Annotated in this window: 18 protein-coding genes; 12 read left to right on the forward strand and 6 right to left on the reverse strand. The window is 51.0% G+C overall.

Annotated features, from left to right (window positions below; translation table 11 throughout):
- Positions 1–9: 9 nt before the first annotated feature.
- Complete coding sequence (locus BTA51_RS06035; protein ID WP_094706508.1) at positions 10–1,218, reverse strand: acyl-CoA dehydrogenase family protein; 1,209 nt, start codon at positions 1,216–1,218, stop codon at positions 10–12.
- Positions 1,219–1,368: 150 nt separating this feature from the next.
- On the opposite strand from BTA51_RS06035, the gene BTA51_RS06040 reads away from it, so the two are divergent.
- Positions 1,369–2,304: a LysR family transcriptional regulator gene (locus tag BTA51_RS06040; RefSeq protein WP_094706509.1), complete on the forward strand. Its 936-nt coding sequence runs from the start codon at positions 1,369–1,371 to the stop codon at positions 2,302–2,304.
- Between the two features lie 242 nt (positions 2,305–2,546).
- On the opposite strand, the gene BTA51_RS06045 is transcribed toward BTA51_RS06040, so the two are convergent.
- Complete coding sequence (locus BTA51_RS06045; protein ID WP_094706510.1) at positions 2,547–3,080, reverse strand: hypothetical protein; 534 nt, start codon at positions 3,078–3,080, stop codon at positions 2,547–2,549.
- A gap of 230 nt (positions 3,081–3,310) precedes the next feature.
- Entirely contained in the window at positions 3,311–3,940 is a 630-nt protein-coding gene (locus tag BTA51_RS06050) for a hypothetical protein (RefSeq protein ID WP_094706511.1), read from the reverse strand.
- Positions 3,941–4,442: 502 nt separating this feature from the next.
- On the opposite strand from BTA51_RS06050, the gene queC reads away from it, so the two are divergent.
- The 3 genes from queC (at position 4,443) to BTA51_RS06065 (ending at position 6,946) form a co-directional block, all read left to right on the forward strand.
- Positions 4,443–5,183 carry a 7-cyano-7-deazaguanine synthase QueC gene (queC, locus tag BTA51_RS06055; protein ID WP_256385705.1) on the forward strand — a complete coding sequence of 247 codons (741 nt, stop codon included), beginning with the start codon at positions 4,443–4,445 and terminating at the stop codon, positions 5,181–5,183.
- Positions 5,184–5,209: 26 nt separating this feature from the next.
- A complete protein-coding gene (queE, locus tag BTA51_RS06060; RefSeq protein WP_094706512.1) occupies positions 5,210–5,863 on the forward strand; it encodes a 7-carboxy-7-deazaguanine synthase in 654 nt (217 codons plus the stop codon).
- A 156-nt stretch (positions 5,864–6,019) separates the two neighbouring features.
- Positions 6,020–6,946 carry an AEC family transporter gene (locus tag BTA51_RS06065; protein ID WP_094706513.1) on the forward strand — a complete coding sequence of 309 codons (927 nt, stop codon included), beginning with the start codon at positions 6,020–6,022 and terminating at the stop codon, positions 6,944–6,946.
- A gap of 32 nt (positions 6,947–6,978) precedes the next feature.
- Here BTA51_RS06065 and BTA51_RS06070 read toward each other — a convergent pair whose 3' ends face one another.
- Positions 6,979–9,324: a molybdopterin oxidoreductase family protein gene (locus BTA51_RS06070; RefSeq protein ID WP_094706514.1), complete on the reverse strand. Its 2,346-nt coding sequence runs from the start codon at positions 9,322–9,324 to the stop codon at positions 6,979–6,981.
- A gap of 183 nt (positions 9,325–9,507) precedes the next feature.
- Positions 9,508–9,918, reverse strand: coding sequence for a PilZ domain-containing protein (locus BTA51_RS06075; protein ID WP_094706515.1), 411 nt, complete (start codon positions 9,916–9,918; stop codon positions 9,508–9,510).
- Positions 9,919–10,132: 214 nt separating this feature from the next.
- Between BTA51_RS06075 and BTA51_RS06080 the strand changes: the two genes are divergently transcribed.
- The 5 genes from BTA51_RS06080 (at position 10,133) to BTA51_RS06100 (ending at position 14,439) form a co-directional block, all read left to right on the forward strand.
- Complete coding sequence (locus BTA51_RS06080; protein ID WP_094706516.1) at positions 10,133–10,825, forward strand: DUF1722 domain-containing protein; 693 nt, start codon at positions 10,133–10,135, stop codon at positions 10,823–10,825.
- Entirely contained in the window at positions 10,819–11,592 is a 774-nt protein-coding gene (locus BTA51_RS06085) for an alpha/beta fold hydrolase (RefSeq protein WP_094706517.1), read from the forward strand. Before BTA51_RS06080 ends, BTA51_RS06085 begins: the two co-directional genes overlap by 7 nt.
- A 7-nt stretch (positions 11,593–11,599) precedes the next feature.
- A complete protein-coding gene (gene ansA, locus BTA51_RS06090) occupies positions 11,600–12,622 on the forward strand; it encodes an asparaginase (protein WP_094706518.1) in 1,023 nt (340 codons plus the stop codon).
- A 238-nt stretch (positions 12,623–12,860) separates the two neighbouring features.
- Positions 12,861–13,406, forward strand: a complete 546-nt coding sequence (locus BTA51_RS06095) for a hypothetical protein (RefSeq protein WP_246840936.1) — start codon at positions 12,861–12,863, stop codon at positions 13,404–13,406.
- Between the two features lie 139 nt (positions 13,407–13,545).
- Positions 13,546–14,439 (forward strand): DUF4922 domain-containing protein, encoded by an 894-nt coding sequence (locus BTA51_RS06100; RefSeq protein WP_094706520.1) that lies wholly within the window; start codon positions 13,546–13,548, stop codon positions 14,437–14,439.
- Here the strand turns inward: BTA51_RS06100 and BTA51_RS06105 are convergent, their stop codons facing one another.
- Complete coding sequence (locus BTA51_RS06105) at positions 14,440–14,799, reverse strand: hypothetical protein (protein WP_094706521.1); 360 nt, start codon at positions 14,797–14,799, stop codon at positions 14,440–14,442.
- A 437-nt stretch (positions 14,800–15,236) separates the two neighbouring features.
- On the opposite strand from BTA51_RS06105, the gene BTA51_RS06110 reads away from it, so the two are divergent.
- From BTA51_RS06110 to BTA51_RS06120, 3 genes are all read left to right on the forward strand, one after another.
- Complete coding sequence (locus tag BTA51_RS06110; protein ID WP_094706522.1) at positions 15,237–16,712, forward strand: HAMP domain-containing sensor histidine kinase; 1,476 nt, start codon at positions 15,237–15,239, stop codon at positions 16,710–16,712.
- 69 nt (positions 16,713–16,781) lie between these two features.
- On the forward strand, positions 16,782–17,411 hold the full coding sequence (locus BTA51_RS06115; protein WP_094706523.1) for a hypothetical protein: 630 nt from the start codon (positions 16,782–16,784) through the stop codon (positions 17,409–17,411).
- 3 nt (positions 17,412–17,414) lie between these two features.
- Positions 17,415–18,752 carry a sigma 54-interacting transcriptional regulator gene (locus BTA51_RS06120; RefSeq protein ID WP_094706524.1) on the forward strand — a complete coding sequence of 446 codons (1,338 nt, stop codon included), beginning with the start codon at positions 17,415–17,417 and terminating at the stop codon, positions 18,750–18,752.
- Positions 18,753–18,817: the final 65 nt, after the last annotated feature.

Below are 18,817 nucleotides of genomic sequence, written 5' to 3' on the forward strand. Positions count from 1 at the left end.
CTGCTTGGGTTATTTGTTATATTTTTTCAGTTCAAGCTTTGCGATCAGAGCACGGTGGACTTCATCCGGACCGTCCGCCAACCGCAATACCCTCGCATAACCAAACAGCGCGGTCAGAGGGAAGTCATTGGAAACACCGCCACCGCCATGCATCTGGATTGCCTGATCCACAATACGCTGGCAGACATTCGGCGCTACCACCTTAATCTGGGAGATATCGCTCATTGCGGCAAATACCCCATGCTTATCGATTTTATAAGCCGCCTGCAGCGTCAAAAGACGAGCCATCTCAATATCGATACGGGCATTGGCGATAATGTCCGGATTACCACCCAGTTTGGCGATTGGCTTGCCAAAAGCGATCCGCTTGGAGGCCCGCTCACACATCAATTGCAGTGCTCTTTCGGCCGCCCCCAATGCGCGCATACAGTGATGGATACGTCCAGGTCCCAGCCTTCCCTGGGCAATCTCAAATCCGCGCCCCAAACCAGCAATGATGTTTTCTTTGGGCACACGCACATTATTGAAGTGCACTTCACCGTGCCCATAGGGCTCATCCAGCTGACCAAACACCGGCAACATGCGCTTGATATCAACGCCTTCGGCGTCGCGGGGCACAATCACCATAGAGTGTTGCTGATGTCGACTTTGATTGGGATCGGTCAATCCCATGAAGATAAAGAACTGGGTATTAGGATGGCCTGCGTTGGAGGTCCACCATTTCTTGCCGTTGACGATGACCTCGTCACCATCGGCCACAATCGTCCCCTGCATATTGGTGGCGTCAGATGAGGCCACATCCGGCTCTGTCATGGCAAAAGCTGAACGGATCTCCCCTTCCAGTAACGGCTTCAGCCACCGCTCCTGTTGCGCTTTGGAACCATAACGAACCAGAACCTCCATATTGCCGGTATCCGGCGCATTACAGTTGAAGACTTCCGGTGCAATAAAGGAATAACCCATTTCCTCCGCCAGAGGGGCATATTCCAAGGTACTCAGGCCGGGTCCGAATTCCTCTTCCGGCAAGAACAGATTCCAAAGACCTTCCTTTTTGGCTTCAGCCTTCAGTTCTTCCATCACCGGCGGTTGTGTCCAGGTCTGTCCGGGCTCAGCCAGGTGTGCGTAATAGGCTTCCTCTGCAGGAACAATCCGTTCCCGTACGAATTCCCGAACACGCTTGATATAGGACTGTGCCCGTGCCGAATGTTCAAACTCCATAAATCACCTCTCGCCCGAGGATCCGCTATAGGACGGATACCGTCATGAATAAATAATTGGGAGTGTGTCTGCAGACCCTCTGTGGTTAAACATTAGGGCAGGGCATATAATTAAACAAATGAATAATACAAATACTTAAATATAAAAATCATGCATATTAGTCGTATCGACCTGAACCTGTTCGTCGTCTTTGAAGCCATTTACAGCGAAGGCAGCATTACCCGCGCGGCCGAAGTCCTGCACCTGACACAACCGGCTGTCAGCCATGCCCTGGGACGGCTGAGAGAGGTTTTATCAGACGACCTGTTCATACGCACCGCAAAGGGCATGAGACCAACCCCTTATGCGGATCAGTTGATCGGTACCGTCAGACAGTCACTGAATCAGCTGCAGAGAGGGTTGCAGCAAAGTGTGGAATTTTCTCCGGAACGATTGAACACACAATTCCGCCTCAGTGTGCGGGATATGTTCGAGGCACTTTTATTGCCGGAGTTGATCCGCAACTGCCGACACGCAGCACCCGAGGTGACGTTCAGCTGTACCCGGGTTCCCCGTGAACAACTGCTGCATGACCTGGCCAGCGGAAGGGTGGATGTGGCCGCAGACATACTACTCGGCCATGATGAAAGCATCGTGCATGAAAAACTCTCCCAGGATCACCAGGTTTGCCTGCTCAGAAAAGAACATCCGGCTCTGAACCGTGATTGGTCGCTGGCAGAAATGCTTAAGTGGCCTCACGCCCTGGTCTCCTCAAGGGAGCATGGGCCGGGCTATGAAGACGTTCAGCTATCCCGACACGGGCTACAACGTAAAATCGGGCTGCGTACTCCACACTTCTTCAGCGCTGCCCTGGTTGTTGCCCAAAGTGATTTGGTGCTTTGTGCCCCCCAACGTTTTGCGGAGATTCTGCATCGCCGGTTAGGCCTCGTTATCAAGCCATTTCCAATGACCCTGGCACCACTGGAGCTATATCTCTACTGGCATCATTCCCTGGATCAGGAACCTGCGCACCGCTGGCTACGAGAGCAAGTGAAACAGGCGATGGGCAATATTCATTGGCCGGAAGCCGAATCACCTGATGAATAAGAAGCCGAATCACCTGATGAATAATAGGGACGATTGATCAAAAAACAGGCTTTCGGTATTCCCCTACAGCCAGATGGGACTATGTGACGCATACTCAATCTTGCCTTGATTAAGTGGTTCCGTGCCCCCTAACGGACGCTCTGAATTGCTTGATAAGCACCAAGTGCTCTCCTATGCGGGACGAGATCGTCTATCTTGTCCCGTTTTTTTTGCCCTTCAGACCTTAGCCTGTGATCAGGAAATTAAAGTGAGATCTTTTGCCAGGTACGATACAAAATCTGCGTATCGTTGGCAGCGCGGTGGGTATCAACTCCCAGTTCATCGATAACGGACCGGCGCACGTCGACCCAATTATTCATTTGCTGGGGAGTTAAAATGTGGGAAATGGATTCGAGGCGAAACCGACACTCCAGCTTTGCAGCTTTGTACAGGCGATGCAGCCAGAACGAATCAAATGCCAACGCATCACAGTAGGTTACTTCTGGAATCAGCTCATTCAATGCATGAGCCACGTCGATAACATTGTGGCCGTCAGCTTCAAGCTGATCACGACTGATACCATGAATTTTTTCAGCTTCGGGAGACCAATCGCGCCATAGAGGAGCCGGTTTAAGCAACCAGCTGTGGATGATCCCATCGGGCAGGCAAACTGCCACCTCAATAGGATAGCTGCAAATCAGATCGAGACTGGATGCCTCAAAATCAATGAAACATGGCGCCACTCTGTCCTTGGGGCTGCTCTCTGCTTCGAATACCTGACCCTGCTGTTCTTTCACCACTCTCTCTTTTTTTAAATCTTTTTTTAGGGCGGAAATAATACCCCCTGTGCGCCAAAATGTCTGGCTTCACCGCACAGATTGCCTAAGTGATTTCCCTTACTCCCAGATAGAAATCCGCCCCCGCAATAGGTTAAACCCTGTTCGTTCTACTTCATTTCTCTGGCGCTGTTACTGTATCTGAAATCTCCGGAACAGGTTACTAAACCCAACATTACTCCAATATGCACCTAATGGGCAGACGTTAATGGCGTTGACGGATTATTCCGGACAAATCCGGATAATGGAGTGAATATCACCTGCTCACCGGACAGCTCCGGCCAGTACACCAACATCAACTGATGCCCCTGCTGCTGGCTGTAATAAATCACTGACATGATACCGGGTCTCTGGGTCACCAGATATTTGATGGTTTCCTTATCGCGATGTTTGGAAAGATCCACCAGTACCGGGGAAGGAAATTGGTCAAATTTCTCTGAATCCACTAGCTGGCGGGTCAGGTAATTGCGCAACTTCAGAAAGTCAGGATGATTGGGCGCTGCAAGAATTTCCTCCGCTGTACTGGCCGCAGAAGCCGTATCAGCCGCCTGGGAAGAGACCTTGAACACCGTTGTCGCTGACCATCCGGCATTGGCCTGCACGTCTGTTGGCATGGAAACAGCCATTGTTCCCGCCAGAATAGTGCCGCTCAGCATCAGAAAGGATTTGTAGGGATAACGTCGGCGAGGTACGTCAACACGAACCCGGGCTTCCATTTTCTTGGGCTTCATGTGATGACGGTAGTGCATCAGCATGGCAGTGGCCATGATCAGCAGAATAACAGCCAGGACTGTGACTGAAGCAAGACCTGAAGTACTCATTTCAAAACCTCCTTCCAGACATCACCAGGAGATACTGGCACGGCTGACCCGGGCTCAAACTCCAGCATGGTGTCCAGCTCTTCAGCAGATCACACCAAGCAGCCGTGGAAGGACTTGTTTCGGCACTGTACTTCGCTGTCGCCATCACCCGCTAAGGAGTTGATACCAGAGAAAATCCCGCTCTCCTGTGGCACCTGGCGCGGCCACTCATGTCACTTTGGCGCTCGAAAGACAATACATCTCTCTCGGGTCCAATGATGCTCCAGCGTCATCAGCCCTTACTAATCGATATAGCAGAAAAACTCTGAACTGTCGTTTTTTTGCTTAAAAAATAATCGTACCAATATGTAATATCTGAGCCGCGATAGCGCTAAAATTCAGCATAAGCACCCATAGCGCCGTGTTACATCAGCCAGTTACATCAATAGGGGCGAATTTTTGTGCAAACGCCTGTATACTTTGCGCCCTTTTTTCATCTCCACCCGATATTTGTACCGATAACATGAGCAGCACACAGCAAAACACAGAAGCGAAGACCCAAGGCCCGAAAGAACTAAACGAGCCGCAAGAGCCAGTAAAAGTAGTCACCATTTTCAGTGGCGGCATGGATTCCTTTACCCTGCTGAACCAACTGGTGGCCGAAGGCAAAGAGGTCTATGCCCTGTCCTTCAATTATGGACAGCGCCACAGCAAAGAACTCCAATGCGCAGAGAAGGTCTGTGCACAGCTGGGCGTTCCCCACAAAACAGTGGATATCACCAGCATTAATAGTCTTCTGGCAGGTTCATCGCTGACGGATGATATTGACGTTGCTGAAGGGCATTACGCCGAAGAGAACATGAAATCCACGGTGGTCCCCAACCGAAACATGATCCTGCTGTCGCTGGCGATCGGCTATGCGGTGTCTCTAAAAGCTGAAGCGGTTTATTACGGAGCCCATGGTGGCGATCACGCCATTTACCCTGACTGCCGTCCTCCCTTTGTGGAAAAGATGCACGAAGTCTCCCTGTTGGCGAACTATGAGCCGGTAGCCGTCAAAGCCCCCTATCTGAAAATGACCAAGATCGACATTCTGAGAGAAGGCCTGGCATTAGGACTGGACTACTCCAATACCTGGACCTGCTATAACGGCCGGGAAAAGGCCTGTGGTAAATGCGGTTCCTGCGTCGAACGCCTGGAGGCTTTTGCCGAAAACGGTGTCACCGACCCCCTTCCTTATGAAACAGATCAGGCCGGCGCCTGAATCACGGCTAGTGGAATAACCCCTGTATGTATCGGGTCAAAGAAATCTTCTACACATTGCAAGGCGAAGGTGCCCAACAGGGACGTGCAGCCGTGTTCTGTCGCTTCAGCAAATGTAATCTGTGGACTGGCCGGGAAAAGGATCGGGCCAATGCTGTCTGCAACTTCTGTGATACCGATTTTATAGGTACCGACGGCCAGAATGGGGGCAAATATGCCTCCGCTGAGGAACTTGCCGCTCGTATCGATGAACTTTGGCCACAAGGACATGCAGGCAAGTTTGTGGTCTGCACAGGGGGAGAACCTCTGCTGCAGCTTGATTCCACAATGATAGAGGCCTTACACGCCAAAGGGTTTGAGGTAGCGGTGGAAACCAATGGCACCCTGCCTGCTCCCCCCGGCATCGATTGGATGTGTGTCAGCCCCAAAGGCACAGCACCGGTGGTGATTGAGTCCTGTGACGAACTCAAACTGGTATATCCACAACCCGAGGCCCTACCCGAACAATTTGCCCACATTCAGGCTTCCCATTACTACCTGTCACCCATGGCAGATCCACTGGTACGAAGTGGGGATGACGACGTTAAACAGTCCAATACCCAGGCTGCACTGGAGTATTGCATGCAGCATCCCAAATGGAAGCTGAGTGTGCAGTTGCATAAGATTTTGGGAATCGAATAGCCATACCTCAGTCCGTCAGGGATAACTTGTGATATTCAGACGTTAAGTTGCCAAAACGCTTATCCGTGCGGAATACTGCGTATTGTCCGGCTCGTGAAATTCCATCAGCATTTTGAATTCGCCGGTTAGCCTCAAGTGTCAGTGAAGTAAGCGTCCATGCAGATTACCCTTGCCCTGTTACCCATTTTTATCCTGATCGTGATTGGCAATGCCATGCGGCGTTTGAACTTTCCCGGAGATCAGTTCTGGAGCCCGGCAGAAAAATTTCTCTATTACTTTCTGTTTCCCGCCATGCTGGTGAACAAGTTAACCTACGCCAGCCGGGAAGGCTTATTGCTGGATAAACTGTTCTACGCAATTGCCCTAGCGTTTATCGTCGGTACGGTAATGCTTTGGGGTATGCAACGCTGGATAAAGTGGTCTGGACCGACCTTTACATCGATCTATCAAGGCGGCATCCGCTTCAACAGTTATGTTGGGTTGGCGGCGGCACAATCCCTGATGGGCGATCAGGGACTCGCGATTGCGGCCTTAATGATGTCGATCATGATTCCATTGCTGAACCTGCTTTGTATTGGCAATTTTGCCCTATACGCAAAACAGGCTCAGCCTGGCTGGCGGGGGATTGCCAAGGCCATTGCCACCAATCCGCTTATCGTAGGCAGTCTGGCAGGTCTGTTATTCAACACATTGGGTATCAGGTTTCCGGATACCGTCGATCAGGTATTGGATCTGGTAGGAAATATGGCTCTTCCGATGGGGCTGCTATGCGTTGGTGCCGCTTTGAATCTCAAGGCGCTGAGCAATCAGGGCAGCAGCATGATCAGCGCCACCCTGTTCAAACTGATCCTGTTTCCCTGGGTGTTTGTAGGGGCGGGGATGATCGTTGGCCTTCCCGATATTACGCTGACGGCATTCGCCATCCTGGGGGCTTTGCCAACCGCTACGGCATCTTACATTCTGGCCCGTCAGCTTGGTGGCGATGCCCCGCTGATGGCCGCCATGATCAGCGGCCAGACCTTATTGGCCATGGCCAGCATGCCCCTGATGATTCCACTGCTGCAGTGGTGGATTAACAGCTAGACCCCAGAATAAATCTGGGGCCTACATTCGAGTTAAGCTGTTGTAGCAGAGCGTGACTTTCTCCCGGAGCTTTTAGCCGCTTTTGAGGTAGAACGCTTGCGGGTCGCGGACTTCACCTCTACCGGAACCCCATTCAAGGCAGCATTGCCGGAGAGCTGGTCGATAAACTGCTCATCGGTCAAGTCGTTCAGACTGACACCTGCATGTTCAGCCGCCGTTTTCCAGTTAACGCCTTGGCGCTTATGACCCCAGCCATGAGGGATACTGACAACCCCTTCCATCATATCGTCGGTGATCTCCACTTCGATAACCACCTTCCCTACCCGCGAAGTCACCTCAGCTTCTCCACCGTCCTGCAGCCCCAGCCTGCTGGCATCCCGGGGGTGAATCAGAAGGGTACAGCGATTCTTTCCTTTCACCAGGCGGTGACTGTTATGCAACCAGGAATTATTGGAGCGGACATGACGACGTCCGATCAGCAGCAGACCATCGTCGGACGTTTTTTTCAGCAGCTTTCTGACCCGTGTCAGATCCTGCAGATACATTCTGGGAGCCAGCTGTATACGTCGATTACGGGTATACAGCCGCTGCAACAGAATGGGTCGCAACGGCCCCAGATCCAGTCCATGTGGATGCTCTGCCAGCTTGGAAAGACTCAATCCCTTGGGGAGATCCTGATACTCCTCATTCATCGCCCCAGCTTCCCAGAGTTGCCTCAAAGGATGCTTGATATCGAACACCTGTAGCACTTTATCAACGTGTTTACCCCAATGCTCGGAAGCCGGCAGTTCACGGCCATAGGGTCCCAGTTGCAGATAGATATCGGCCAGTCCGTCCGGCCCAAGAGAAGAGAGAATACGATGACGCAATTCAGCCTGAACAGAGGATTTGAAATCCCGACTACTCAGGCGCCGGGCCAGCTCAAGAAAAATTTCCCAATCATGGAAACTACCAGGGCTGGACTGAAATACCGGGGGCGAATATTTAACGGTATTCCTCACCGCCACTGACGTGAATACCACATCAATATAGCTGTGCTCTAAGGGACCCGTAGGCGGCAGAATAATATCCGCATGACGGGAGGTTTCGGTCACATACATGTCCAGACTGACCATGAAATCCAACTGTTCCAGGGCCTCATCCAACTTCCCGCCATTAGGAGATGACAACACCGGATTGCCTGCCACGACCACCATGGCACGTATCTTCTCGGGCCCTTCGGTTAGGATTTCTTCTGCCAAAGTGGCGGCAGGTAACTCACCCCCAAATTCAGGTAAGCCACGTACGCTACTTTTATATTTGCCAAAGTGACCTGTCAGCCCCGCCATTCCGGTAAAGGTCACCAGATCCAGGGCCGGCAGCGTAAACATCAGACCACCCCGGCGATCCATATGGCCGGTCAAAATATTCAGACAATAGATCAACCAGGTGGATACCGCCCCAAATTCCTGCACGCTGGTTCCCATTCGTCCGTACAGCAATGCCTGACGTGTTTCTGCCAGTTCCCGGGCCAGTTCACGAATACGTTCAGCAGAGATTCCTGTTGCCGAAGCCACCATTTCTGGAGAGTAGGCATCACTGGCCAGGCGAAGTAATTCGATATCATCCAGGTGATCCTGCAGGTGTCCAAGGTGCAACAAGTTTTCCTCAAACACCGTATGCACCATCGCCAGCAACAACAGGACATCGGTGCCGGGCTTGATAAATATATGCTCATCCGCCAGACGGGCGGTTTCAGTTCTGCGTGGATCAATGGTGATGACCCGGCCACCACGGGCACGAATTGCCTTCAGACGCTTGTCGGCACCAGCTGCCGTCATCAGGCTGCCATTGGAGGCCGCGGGGTTGCCACCGATACAGATAAACAGATCAGTGCGATCAATGTCAGGCACCGGAAACATTCCCTGATGTCCAAACATCTGGAGATTGGCCAGCATGTGGGGCAGTTGATCGAGAGACGTGGCGGAAAAGCGCTTTCGCGTCGCTAAAGCGCGCAGAAATGGCACCATGAACAACATTTTTCCATGGTCATGCACATTGGGATTGCCGAGATAGACACCGACCGCATGCTTGCCGTGTTCCTCCCGAATCTGTATCAAGCGCTGGGCGGTATAGTCCAAAGCTTCCTGCCAGGTGATTTCCTCCCAACCATCACTGGTACGGCGTAACGGCTGACGCAAGCGGTCCGGGTCGTTTTGAATATCCTGCAGGGCCACAGCCTTCGGACAGATGTAGCCTTTACTGAAAGGATCCTCCGCATCGCCCTTGATGCTGAGAATTTCCTCTCCCCGGGTTTCTACCTTGATGCCGCACATTGCTTCACATAATGTGCAATTACGAAAATGCAATTCCGGTACAGCCTGTGCGGTTTGATCCATGACCCTGTCCTCTTATTTTTTGTTGAGCGGCATGCCCTGTATCTGATTTAGCCTCATAACCATGGCGATTGACAAGGACAGCACGTATTAGACCAAGCATCGTAGAAACCGACACCGCCGGCTGCCAAGAGCCTAACGTGCCAGTTTCTGGGGTAAACGGGTCGACAGAGAATCAGACACACATCAGGACTGTCCCTGAATTCTCTCAACCACACTTTGATGACGGGACAACAGGCTTTCAAGCCGGGTAAGCTGTGCCTCCATGTCGGAGCCCTTGCGAATCCCGGTAAACTCCACACCACAACGGCACTGTCCTCCAAGAGATTTCACATGCCGAATCTCTCCCTGAACCTTTTCCAGGGATATTTCCCCGATCTCCATTTTGAGATAGAACGATAAAATCACTGTTTGACCGACCTTGAGCAAGTGATCACTGTCAATACAAACACCTGAGTGGTTGAAATCTGTGGCGCGGACCTCTGTCCAGCTGTCTCCGAATATTCCTTTTTTATGACGAATGTTGGCTTGCAATTCGATGGCGGGAAAACGACGTGCCCGACGTCTTTCCATTTGGGCTGCGGTTGATGAATTCACCTAACTTCCCCTGTAATCAGTTAAATTTTTGAGTGTATGCCGTCCGGCGATTGCGACTCCCGGCCTGACCAAAAGAAATACCGATCCATCATTCATTATTATCATTGCTCTTTTTTTATAGATCCTGGGTGGTAATGTATCCACTTGATATCAGTGTTAATTTTCAATTTTGTTAATTAGCGCAATTCTTAACACCGTAAAATAAAATAGGCAGATGACAGACTGTTTCCCTGATCCCGGCTATTCAAGTGACGAGCAAATCCTTGTTCAGATAAAGGAATTTGAGCGGCAGCTGGCGCTGGAGAACGAACCGGCGCTGAAGAACAAAAGAGAAGGGAAGATTGCCCTATACCAGAGGCGATGGAATCTTCTAATGGCGGAAATGACGCTTCGTCATGGGCCTGTCAGACCATTTATACATGAAATCTCCGAACCGCTTTGGCCATCCCAACCAGATAGCGAAGACTTACTTCCATACTCATCTTCTGATGGCCGGATTCCCTTGCCTGCCAACAGCCAGCAACTTTGGGCTCAGCATAAATATTCTGTGATGGCACGAAGCCCCTCCTTGTATCAAAGCATCGGCCCGGAGCTCGCCAGGGGTGCCCTGACCATCCGGGAGCTATGGTTGCAGTTGGAGACCTCCCTGCAACAAGCACCGAATGAAGGGGGACTTCGTAATGCAGTGCAACACATGTGGGGCTACATCAAGTCCTCAAGTTCTCTCAAACCGGATACTGCTCCCTTGCCTCACCTGTTCAGGGAAATTCAGCAACAGGCACTCAGGCAACAGTGCCAATATCTGTTACACTCCACCGCATTAGGGGAATTTGCCTATTGGTGCTGGCGCCTGTATCCCGATAATGGGGCGCTCACTTCCACTCATTCGACGGACTCTGCATGCTGAAACTCAATCATCGTGTCCTGGGGAATGGCCCGCCCATGGTCATGCTCCATGGGTTATTTGGTTCCATGGAAAATCTCGGGGGTATTGCCCGGCTGCTGACAGATCATTTTGAGCTTCACATGCTGGACCTCCGCAACCATGGCCGCTCGCCTCATCACCCACAGATGAATTATGCCTGCATGGCAGAAGACGTGTATCACTACATGCAGTCCGCCGGTATTGAACGCGCCCACGTGCTGGGGCACTCCATGGGTGGTAAAACGGCCATGCAGCTGGCACTGGCCTACCCTGAGCGGATGGACCACGTCATTGTGGCAGATATCGCTCCGGTCCAATATCCGCCGCATCATGACGGTATATTGAAAGGACTGTCACTGATAGACACCTCCTCTCTTCAGTCCCGACAGCAGGCAGATGAGTTATTGAAGCCCTACGTCGAGGAAATTCCCATACGCCAGTTTCTGCTGAAGAACCTGGTTAAACAGGGAGCCGGAGGGTTCCAATGGCGTATGAATCTCGACGTGATCAACAGCCAGTATCAGCAGATCATGGCTGGCCAAAGCAGCACCCAACCGTTTACCGGGCCCCTGTTGTTTATCAAAGGGGGCAAGTCAGATTACATACAGCCTCAACACAGGGAACATACCGCAAGGCTTTTCCCCAATGCGGAAGTCAAAATCATCCCCAATACCGGACATTGGCTGCATGCCGAAAAACCTGAGCTGTTTACCCGCGTGGTGAAACGCTTTTTGCAAGTGGAGGACTGACAGATTCATGCATAAGAGTATCCTGATTATCTACACCGGCGGCACCATCGGCATGGTCCGTTCTCCCATGGGATATATTCCGGTTGGCGGCCTGCAGAAGCTGATCGACCTCAAGATCCCTCCCCGGATTGCAGTGGATATGCCGTCGTATGATCTGTACGAATATCCCGACCCGATCGACAGCAGTAACATACGCCCCCAGGATTGGCTACGCATTGCGCGCGATATCAGTGATCGCTATGACGACTATGACGGTTTTGTCGTTCTCCATGGCACTGACACCATGGCTTATACCGCTTCAGCTCTGTCGTTTCTGCTGCAGGGCCTCACTAAACCGGTGATCGTGACCGGTTCACAGATCCCGTTAAGCGAGCTGCGCAATGATGCCCAAAGCAATCTGGTAACGGCCATTGAACTGGCCAGCAGCTACGCCATTCCGGAAGTCTGTCTCTACTTCAACGGCCATCTATTGAGAGGCAACCGCAGTAGCAAGCTGAAAGCGACCGGTTTTGAAGCCTTTGAAAGCCCCAACTACCCTGAGCTGGCCAATGTAGGCATCTATATTGAGCTGAATCATAGTGTCTTGCTGCCGATACCTGAGGCGACCAATTTCCAGTTGCCGGATTACGATCATCACCAGGTAAGAGTCATTTCTCTTTATCCGGGAATGGAAGCTGAAGTTATCCGATTATTAGCACAACCACCTTGCCGTGCCCTGATTCTACGCACCTATGGCGTCGGTAATGGACCCAGTATGGATAAAGAGTTTCTGAAGGCACTGGAAGATGCTCACCATCGTGATGTAGCACTGGTAAATTTGACCCAATGTACTACCGGCAGTGTTAAATCAGACAGTTATGCAGCCGGTTCAGAACTCGCCCGTACCGGATTGGTCGCCTCTGCTGACATGACGGTTGAAGCCGCTTTCACCAAACTTCATCACCTCTGCGCCATGCAGCTCAGTGCTGAAGAAATTCGCCTTCAGGTTGCCGCTCCGCTCGCCGGAGAGTTAACCATCAAGACAGAATAATTCCTTCCCTTATACACACTGGCCTCCGGTAATTTCCGCGAAATCAAACAGTTCCCGGAGGCCTTTCCGCATCGCAACCGCCCGACACATTGACCTGCATCAACAGGCACGACAAAAGGGTTGCAGTCTTCATCATTTTGCCACATCCTTGGCTCACAATTTGATCAGAATCTCGGCATCGTTCGATGCCCGTATACACAAAAAAATAATAATTAAATCAAGCACTAATGGTGTTATCATGACAATCAAAGAAAGCAAGCACGGCTTACCAATTGTTATTGATGTAGAGGCGTCCGGATTCGGCCAGGGCAGTTACCCTATAGAGGTGGGTTTCATTGGCAGCGACGGAGCCTCGTTCTGCAGTCTCATCAAACCCCAATCAAGCTGGACCGCATGGGACCCGGAAGCGGCCAAGGTTCATGGCCTGACACGGGAGATATTGGCCGACAGAGGACGAGAAGTCAGCGATGTCGCCAATATGCTGAATAACCACCTGCGAGGTGAAACAGTCTATTCAGATGCCTGGGGGCAGGATTATGCCTGGCTCTCGCTGCTGTTTGAGGAAGCAGGTATTCTTATGGAATTCAAACTTGAGGCATTGAATTCCGTGATGACCGAATCGCAGAAAAATGTCTGGCACCAAACGCGTAAGCGAGTGGAACAGATGTTGGGCCTGAGACGACACAGAGCCAGTTCCGATGCGAGGATTATCCAGATGACTTATCATTGGTCCGATGGTTCGGAACTGTGCAAGTCGCATCACGCGGCGTTGGGTGCGGCCTGAGAACTGGATATCCAAACCTAAGGATCCAAACTTAAAGGTCTAAACCTGTAGATCTAAACTTAAAGAATTAACCGCTATTGTGATAACGGCACTTGTCCCAGAGCTTTGCATTGGGGGCTAAGTGCCTGTGTGTATCTGAATGAATCTGTTAGAAACCAATCAACTTCCATCATCCCTCATATCCCGAACCAGACATGCGTTATCCAGCGGAGCACTGGTGTCCATTCCCACCCAATCGGTGCAGATCCGTGATCATGAACTTCCATTTGTCCTGCGGGTACTCTCCCGCAACAAAGAGCGACAGGCAGCGGCAACATTAACTGCTGACGGTTCCGCCCCTACAGGAAAAACCAACCCTTTCCTGCCCTATGAACAGGATCTTTATGTCGGGCACTTCAATGATAACTATGTCTGCCTGTTGAATAAGTTCAATGTGGTACCAAACCACTTCCTGATAGTGACGGCAACATACCAGGAACAGAACCAGTTACTGACACCACAGGACTTCGAAGTATCTCTGCAGGTTTTGAAAGAGTTACCGGGGCTGGTGTTTTTCAATGGTGGGAAGCTTGCCGGCGCTAGTCAGAAGCACAAACATCTGCAGGCAATTCCTTTCTCTGAAGCGTCTGCTCCGGAGTTCCCTGACAGACTGCTGGTCTGTCCTTTGTATGACGTCCTTACCCAGACATCATCACAACAGGTACAGTCTCCGGAATTACCATTTTTGCATCGCCTCAAGGTCGATTATTCCCCTGACCCAGACGCGCTTCATCAAACTTATCTTCAATGGGTTCAGGAATTGGGGATAGCAAACGATCCACAAAGCTTGCCGGGAGCCTATAACCTGCTGCTGACGAGGGAATGGTTCATGATTGTTCCGAGAAAACAGGAGCATTTCGCAGGAATGTCTGTCAACGCCCTGGGATTTGCCGGTACCTTGCTGGCAAGAACACCTGAGCAACTGCAACAGATACAGGAAACCGGTCCACTGCACCTGCTATCTCGTGTGACTTTTCCCCAGCAACCAGGATGATCAGGAGGCGACCACCTGCCCCCGATACATTCTCACCTTCCCTGAACCATTTTCATTGCCCGCTCGCTTGGGCTTGTCATCCTTCACTATCTTCTGTCCCCGATAGGTCCGGTAATTCTGCCCTTCATCGGGATACCCGAATGAGGGAGGGTCCAGATCCTCTCGCGAGAGTGAAATATCTGCTAACTGGATAGCGGCGTAGGTGAGGTCTTTGGTGATATTACATGTGGAACGAGTTGCCATGCTCACCATTTCATCCAGAACATTTGGACTGCTGAGCTGCAATACTCCCAGATTTTCCTCCCTGAACCGTTTCCGCAGCAATTGCAGTAGATCGATCATTTCTTTATTGAAGACCATAAGAGCCACCTTGCCTTATTTAAACTCGGTTTTATCCTTTACCTGCTAACGCTAGTTTTTCCAGGCAGACAGCACGAGTTATCAAATCGGAAGGTATAAGCCCAGCAACGCTTATGCCAACTAATTGGCCCAGGAATGATGAAATGATGTCGATCTGTTGACACCATGCCACGCTTGGCCTGACAGGACATTCTTACTAGCCCTTATTACCTAGGGGTAAATCCCAGGTAGCCGGACGGGAAACTGATTGCGCCATAATGAGGCAATGAATGCACCAAGAAGGCATAATGCGCACCGCATAGGTGCAAACAGACCAAATACAGGTGCAAACAGATCAAATACAGGTGCACGCATATCAACAGACGTCACCGGTGCAATCATGGCGTCATGCCAACTGTCAGAGTAAACTCCGAACATTTGGCGTACACGAGGGTTTGATGAACTGGATTCTCAGATTCCTGCAACCGCAGACGGTCTGGCAGTTGGTGGTAATGGCCCTGATGGTGGTAGTTACTCCACTGGCCTGGCTGCTCTATTCTACAGCAATCTCGCTACAAACACTGACCATTGACAGCCGCGAAGTCACCCAGGAATCTGTCACGCTTGCAGAAAGTGGCCGTAGTGCACGTGCCGCCCTCATCGATATGGAACGTATTGCCAGGCAGTTTGTGGTATTGGAAGACAAGACATTACTGGACCTTTACAGGACTTCCGCAGAATCCCTGCTGACTCCCCTTCATACGATTGGGAGTACCTTAAACTCTTACCGCGCAGATCAGCTGGTAAGGGATATAGAGCAAGCTGAATCCATCCTCTCGAAGTCCCTGCAAAACGACAGCGCCAAGAGTAAAGCTCTGGCACAAAGTCTGACCAATCTGAGTGTAATCCAGGACAGGCTCGACCAATTGATTTCACTGACCCGTCAGCATACCGAGGCATTGTTAGGTGCATTGGGATCCAAAGCCTCCGATGTGCGGCAGAATGTTTTTCAGTCCGCCCTGATACTGGTGCCGATCACCTTACTATTGATAGCACTGTTTACGGTGCTGATTGTGCGCCCGATCAGGCATCTTCGTCTGGCTATCCGCCGACTGGGCACTGGTCAACAGAGACAGATCCAACTGTTTGGCCCCAGTGAACTGGTACAGCTGGCGGAAGAACTTAATTCATTGCAGCACCGTCTGGCCCAGGTAGAAGAGCAGAAACAGCAATTCCTGCGTCACGTTTCCCACGAACTTAAAACGCCCCTGGCCAGTATTCGCGAGGGGACATCATTGTTACAGGATGAACTTGTAGGTGAGTTATCGTTACAACAAAAGGAAGTTGTCAAACTGGTCGATGAAAATGGTAAATACTTACAGAAACTGATTGAAAACCTGTTACAATTCAATCGGTTGAATTTTGACACCCAAAACCGCCAGAAATCCCCTGATAACCAGGATAAATCGCCTTTACCCACGGATGCTCCAGCCTTCGATCTGAACGATCTGGTCACTCACACGGTACAACAACATTGGCTGGCACTTTCCCAAAGTGGTCAAAAAGTCTGTATCGGGGGGCCTCAGGTGTCTTTACACTGTCACCAGGAAAAGTTACGCACGACTCTCGACAATTTAATATCCAATGCCATTGCCTATGGAAGCAGACGTGGCAAGATATGGGTAGTATGGACGGAGAGTGCAAATCTTCTGGAAATCCAGGTGCGAAATACAGGAGCACCTATTCCGTCATCTGAGGCTGATTATATTTTTGAGCCCTTTTTCCAAGGGTCGGCCAAAAGGTCCGGAGCGGTAAAGGGGTCAGGTATTGGTTTGTCGGTGGCAAAAGAAAGTATCCAGTCTTTGAAAGGTGACCTGCAATTATCCGACAACCAACCGGAAAGCATTTGCTTCAGCATCTGCCTGCCCTATTGAACCACGGATGTGATATTCGCCAATCGAACATCATTAAAAGGAATGTCATGATATGTTGGCAACACTGATATGAACCAACGTGTACTACTAAAAATCATTCTGTCTCTCAGCTTTGTTCCGGGAGTAACAGGATGTGCCGGGTTGCAGGACTTGCTGATGGTGGAAAAACCCAAGCTCACAGCAAATCAGCCCTCGGAGGACAGCATCGACGGTTTACCTCCGCCCTCGGCCATTCCGGCAGAACATATGCCTTCGCTTTCCTGGATGGATAAATATGGAATCGCGGCGTCTTTTACTCCCCAGGAACGACAAGCCAGACTGGTGACGATCAACGCCTTGATGCAGGAAGCCGCCACATCTCAGGATCATCTTAATCTGGCCATGGAACAGGCGACCATCCTGAGTGTTAATGAGAAAGATCATACTCAGTGGCGTAAGGCCCTGGAAATTCTGAAGAACGTCAATGATGATCAAAGCACGCCGGAACTCAGCCGCTATAAATCCTGGCTGACCGCCGAGCTGGATCGACGTCTGGAAAATTATAAAACGTTAGGCCACTTGAATAAGCGCCTGCATAAAATGGAAACGACCAACAAAGCGCTGGAGACTGAAGTATCTCAGTTAAAAGAACAAATTGATGCTCTGACCAATATCGAGCAGAACCTGACTGAGAAAAAAGCCACGCAAACGGAACCTTGATTCATGCCAGTTAGTCCCCCTCATATTCTTCTCGTCGACGATGACACCAGTCTTCTTCGACTGCTCACCATACGCCTGGAATCTGCCGGTTATCGCGTTTCCACCGCAACATCCGGCGCCGCAGCGCTAAAACAACTGCAAGGAGAACCTGTTCATCTGCTGATCTCGGATCTTCGCATGGACGGCATGGACGGTATGGCGTTGTTTTCCGAGGTACAGCAAAGGTACCCGGGTCTTCCGGTGATCATCATGAGTGCCCACGGAACCATTCCCGAGGCGGTGGCCGCTGCCCAGCAAGGCGTTTTTGGTTTTCTGACCAAACCGATAGAAAAACACCTCTTGATTGAATCTATCGAAAAGGCACTGACCCAATCCCATCACCATCTGTCCGACAGCTGGCGACAGGACATTATCACCAACAGCAAAGCCATGGAACAGCTGCTGGAGCAAGCCAAAATGGCAGCCCAGTCAGATGTGAATATCCTGATCACCGGCCCCAGCGGTACAGGGAAAGAAGTTCTGGCACGTGCGGTACATAAGGCCAGCCCAAGGGCCGACAAGCCCTTTGTCGCCATCAACTGTGGAGCCCTGCCGGAGCAACTGCTGGAATCAGAACTGTTTGGACATATCAAAGGTGCCTTTACAGGTGCGGTCAAAAACCATGTTGGTCTGTTCCGGTCAGCAGACGGCGGCACTCTGTTCCTGGATGAAATCGGGGATATGCCGTTGGCACTACAGGTAAAACTTCTGCGGGCACTGCAGGAACGCCAGGTCAGGGCTCTGGGTTCGCTGGAAACGGTTCCCATTAATGTCCGGGTCATCTCTGCTACCCATCGGGATCTGGACGAAGCCATGGAATCCGGCGATTTTCGTGAGGATCTATACTACCGGCTTAACGTGGTGAACTTCACACTACCTCCTCTGGATGAGCGCAGTGAAGATATTCCGGCACTGGTGCAGCATATTCTTGCCAGTCGGCGTGAACAGCGGGAAGGATTTGTTAAGGGTATTGCACCGGAAGCATTGGCACTATTGTGTGAAGCACATTGGCCAGGCAATATCCGGCAACTGGTCAACGTGGTCGAGCAAACCATCGCACTCACCACCACCCCGATTATTGGCGCCGCACTGGTTAAACAGGCACTGGCTAACCGCGCTCCTGAGTTTCCCTCATTCAATGAGGCCAGAGCACATTTTGAGTCAGGTTATTTACAGAAGGTGCTTGCCATCACAAACGGCAGTGTCAGTCAGGCAGCCAAGCTGGCACAAAGAAACCGTACGGACTTTTACAAACTATTGGCGAAATATGAAATAGATCCGGCCATCTTCAAGAAACAATAATCCACCGAACTGGAATTAAAGGTGAAGTGGCCGGCAACTCAAGAAAAGAGTTCAATAAACGACAT

This window comes from Hahella sp. CCB-MM4 (assembly GCF_002260525.1).
Taxonomy (GTDB): Bacteria; Pseudomonadota; Gammaproteobacteria; order Pseudomonadales; family Oleiphilaceae; genus Hahella.

Bases quoted from the DNA above. Each gene is read 5' to 3' on its own strand.
- BTA51_RS06080 (WP_094706516.1), top strand. From the start codon at position 10,133: ATGACAGACTGTTTCCCTGATCCCGGCTATTCAAGTGACGAGCAAATC.
- queE (WP_094706512.1), top strand. From the start codon at position 5,210: ATGTATCGGGTCAAAGAAATCTTCTACACATTGCAAGGCGAAGGTGCC.
- BTA51_RS06035 (WP_094706508.1), bottom strand. From the start codon at position 1,218: ATGGAGTTTGAACATTCGGCACGGGCACAGTCCTATATCAAGCGTGTT.
- BTA51_RS06115 (WP_094706523.1), top strand. From the start codon at position 16,782: ATGAACCAACGTGTACTACTAAAAATCATTCTGTCTCTCAGCTTTGTT.
- ansA (WP_094706518.1), top strand. From the start codon at position 11,600: ATGCATAAGAGTATCCTGATTATCTACACCGGCGGCACCATCGGCATG.
- BTA51_RS06070 (WP_094706514.1), bottom strand. From the start codon at position 9,324: ATGGATCAAACCGCACAGGCTGTACCGGAATTGCATTTTCGTAATTGC.
- BTA51_RS06065 (WP_094706513.1), top strand. From the start codon at position 6,020: ATGCAGATTACCCTTGCCCTGTTACCCATTTTTATCCTGATCGTGATT.
- BTA51_RS06050 (WP_094706511.1), bottom strand. From the start codon at position 3,940: ATGAGTACTTCAGGTCTTGCTTCAGTCACAGTCCTGGCTGTTATTCTG.
- BTA51_RS06100 (WP_094706520.1), top strand. From the start codon at position 13,546: ATGAATCTGTTAGAAACCAATCAACTTCCATCATCCCTCATATCCCGA.
- BTA51_RS06120 (WP_094706524.1), top strand. From the start codon at position 17,415: ATGCCAGTTAGTCCCCCTCATATTCTTCTCGTCGACGATGACACCAGT.
- BTA51_RS06110 (WP_094706522.1), top strand. From the start codon at position 15,237: ATGAACTGGATTCTCAGATTCCTGCAACCGCAGACGGTCTGGCAGTTG.
- BTA51_RS06095 (WP_246840936.1), top strand. From the start codon at position 12,861: ATGACAATCAAAGAAAGCAAGCACGGCTTACCAATTGTTATTGATGTA.
- BTA51_RS06040 (WP_094706509.1), top strand. From the start codon at position 1,369: ATGCATATTAGTCGTATCGACCTGAACCTGTTCGTCGTCTTTGAAGCC.
- BTA51_RS06105 (WP_094706521.1), bottom strand. From the start codon at position 14,799: ATGGTCTTCAATAAAGAAATGATCGATCTACTGCAATTGCTGCGGAAA.
- queC (WP_256385705.1), top strand. From the start codon at position 4,443: ATGAGCAGCACACAGCAAAACACAGAAGCGAAGACCCAAGGCCCGAAA.
- BTA51_RS06085 (WP_094706517.1), top strand. From the start codon at position 10,819: ATGCTGAAACTCAATCATCGTGTCCTGGGGAATGGCCCGCCCATGGTC.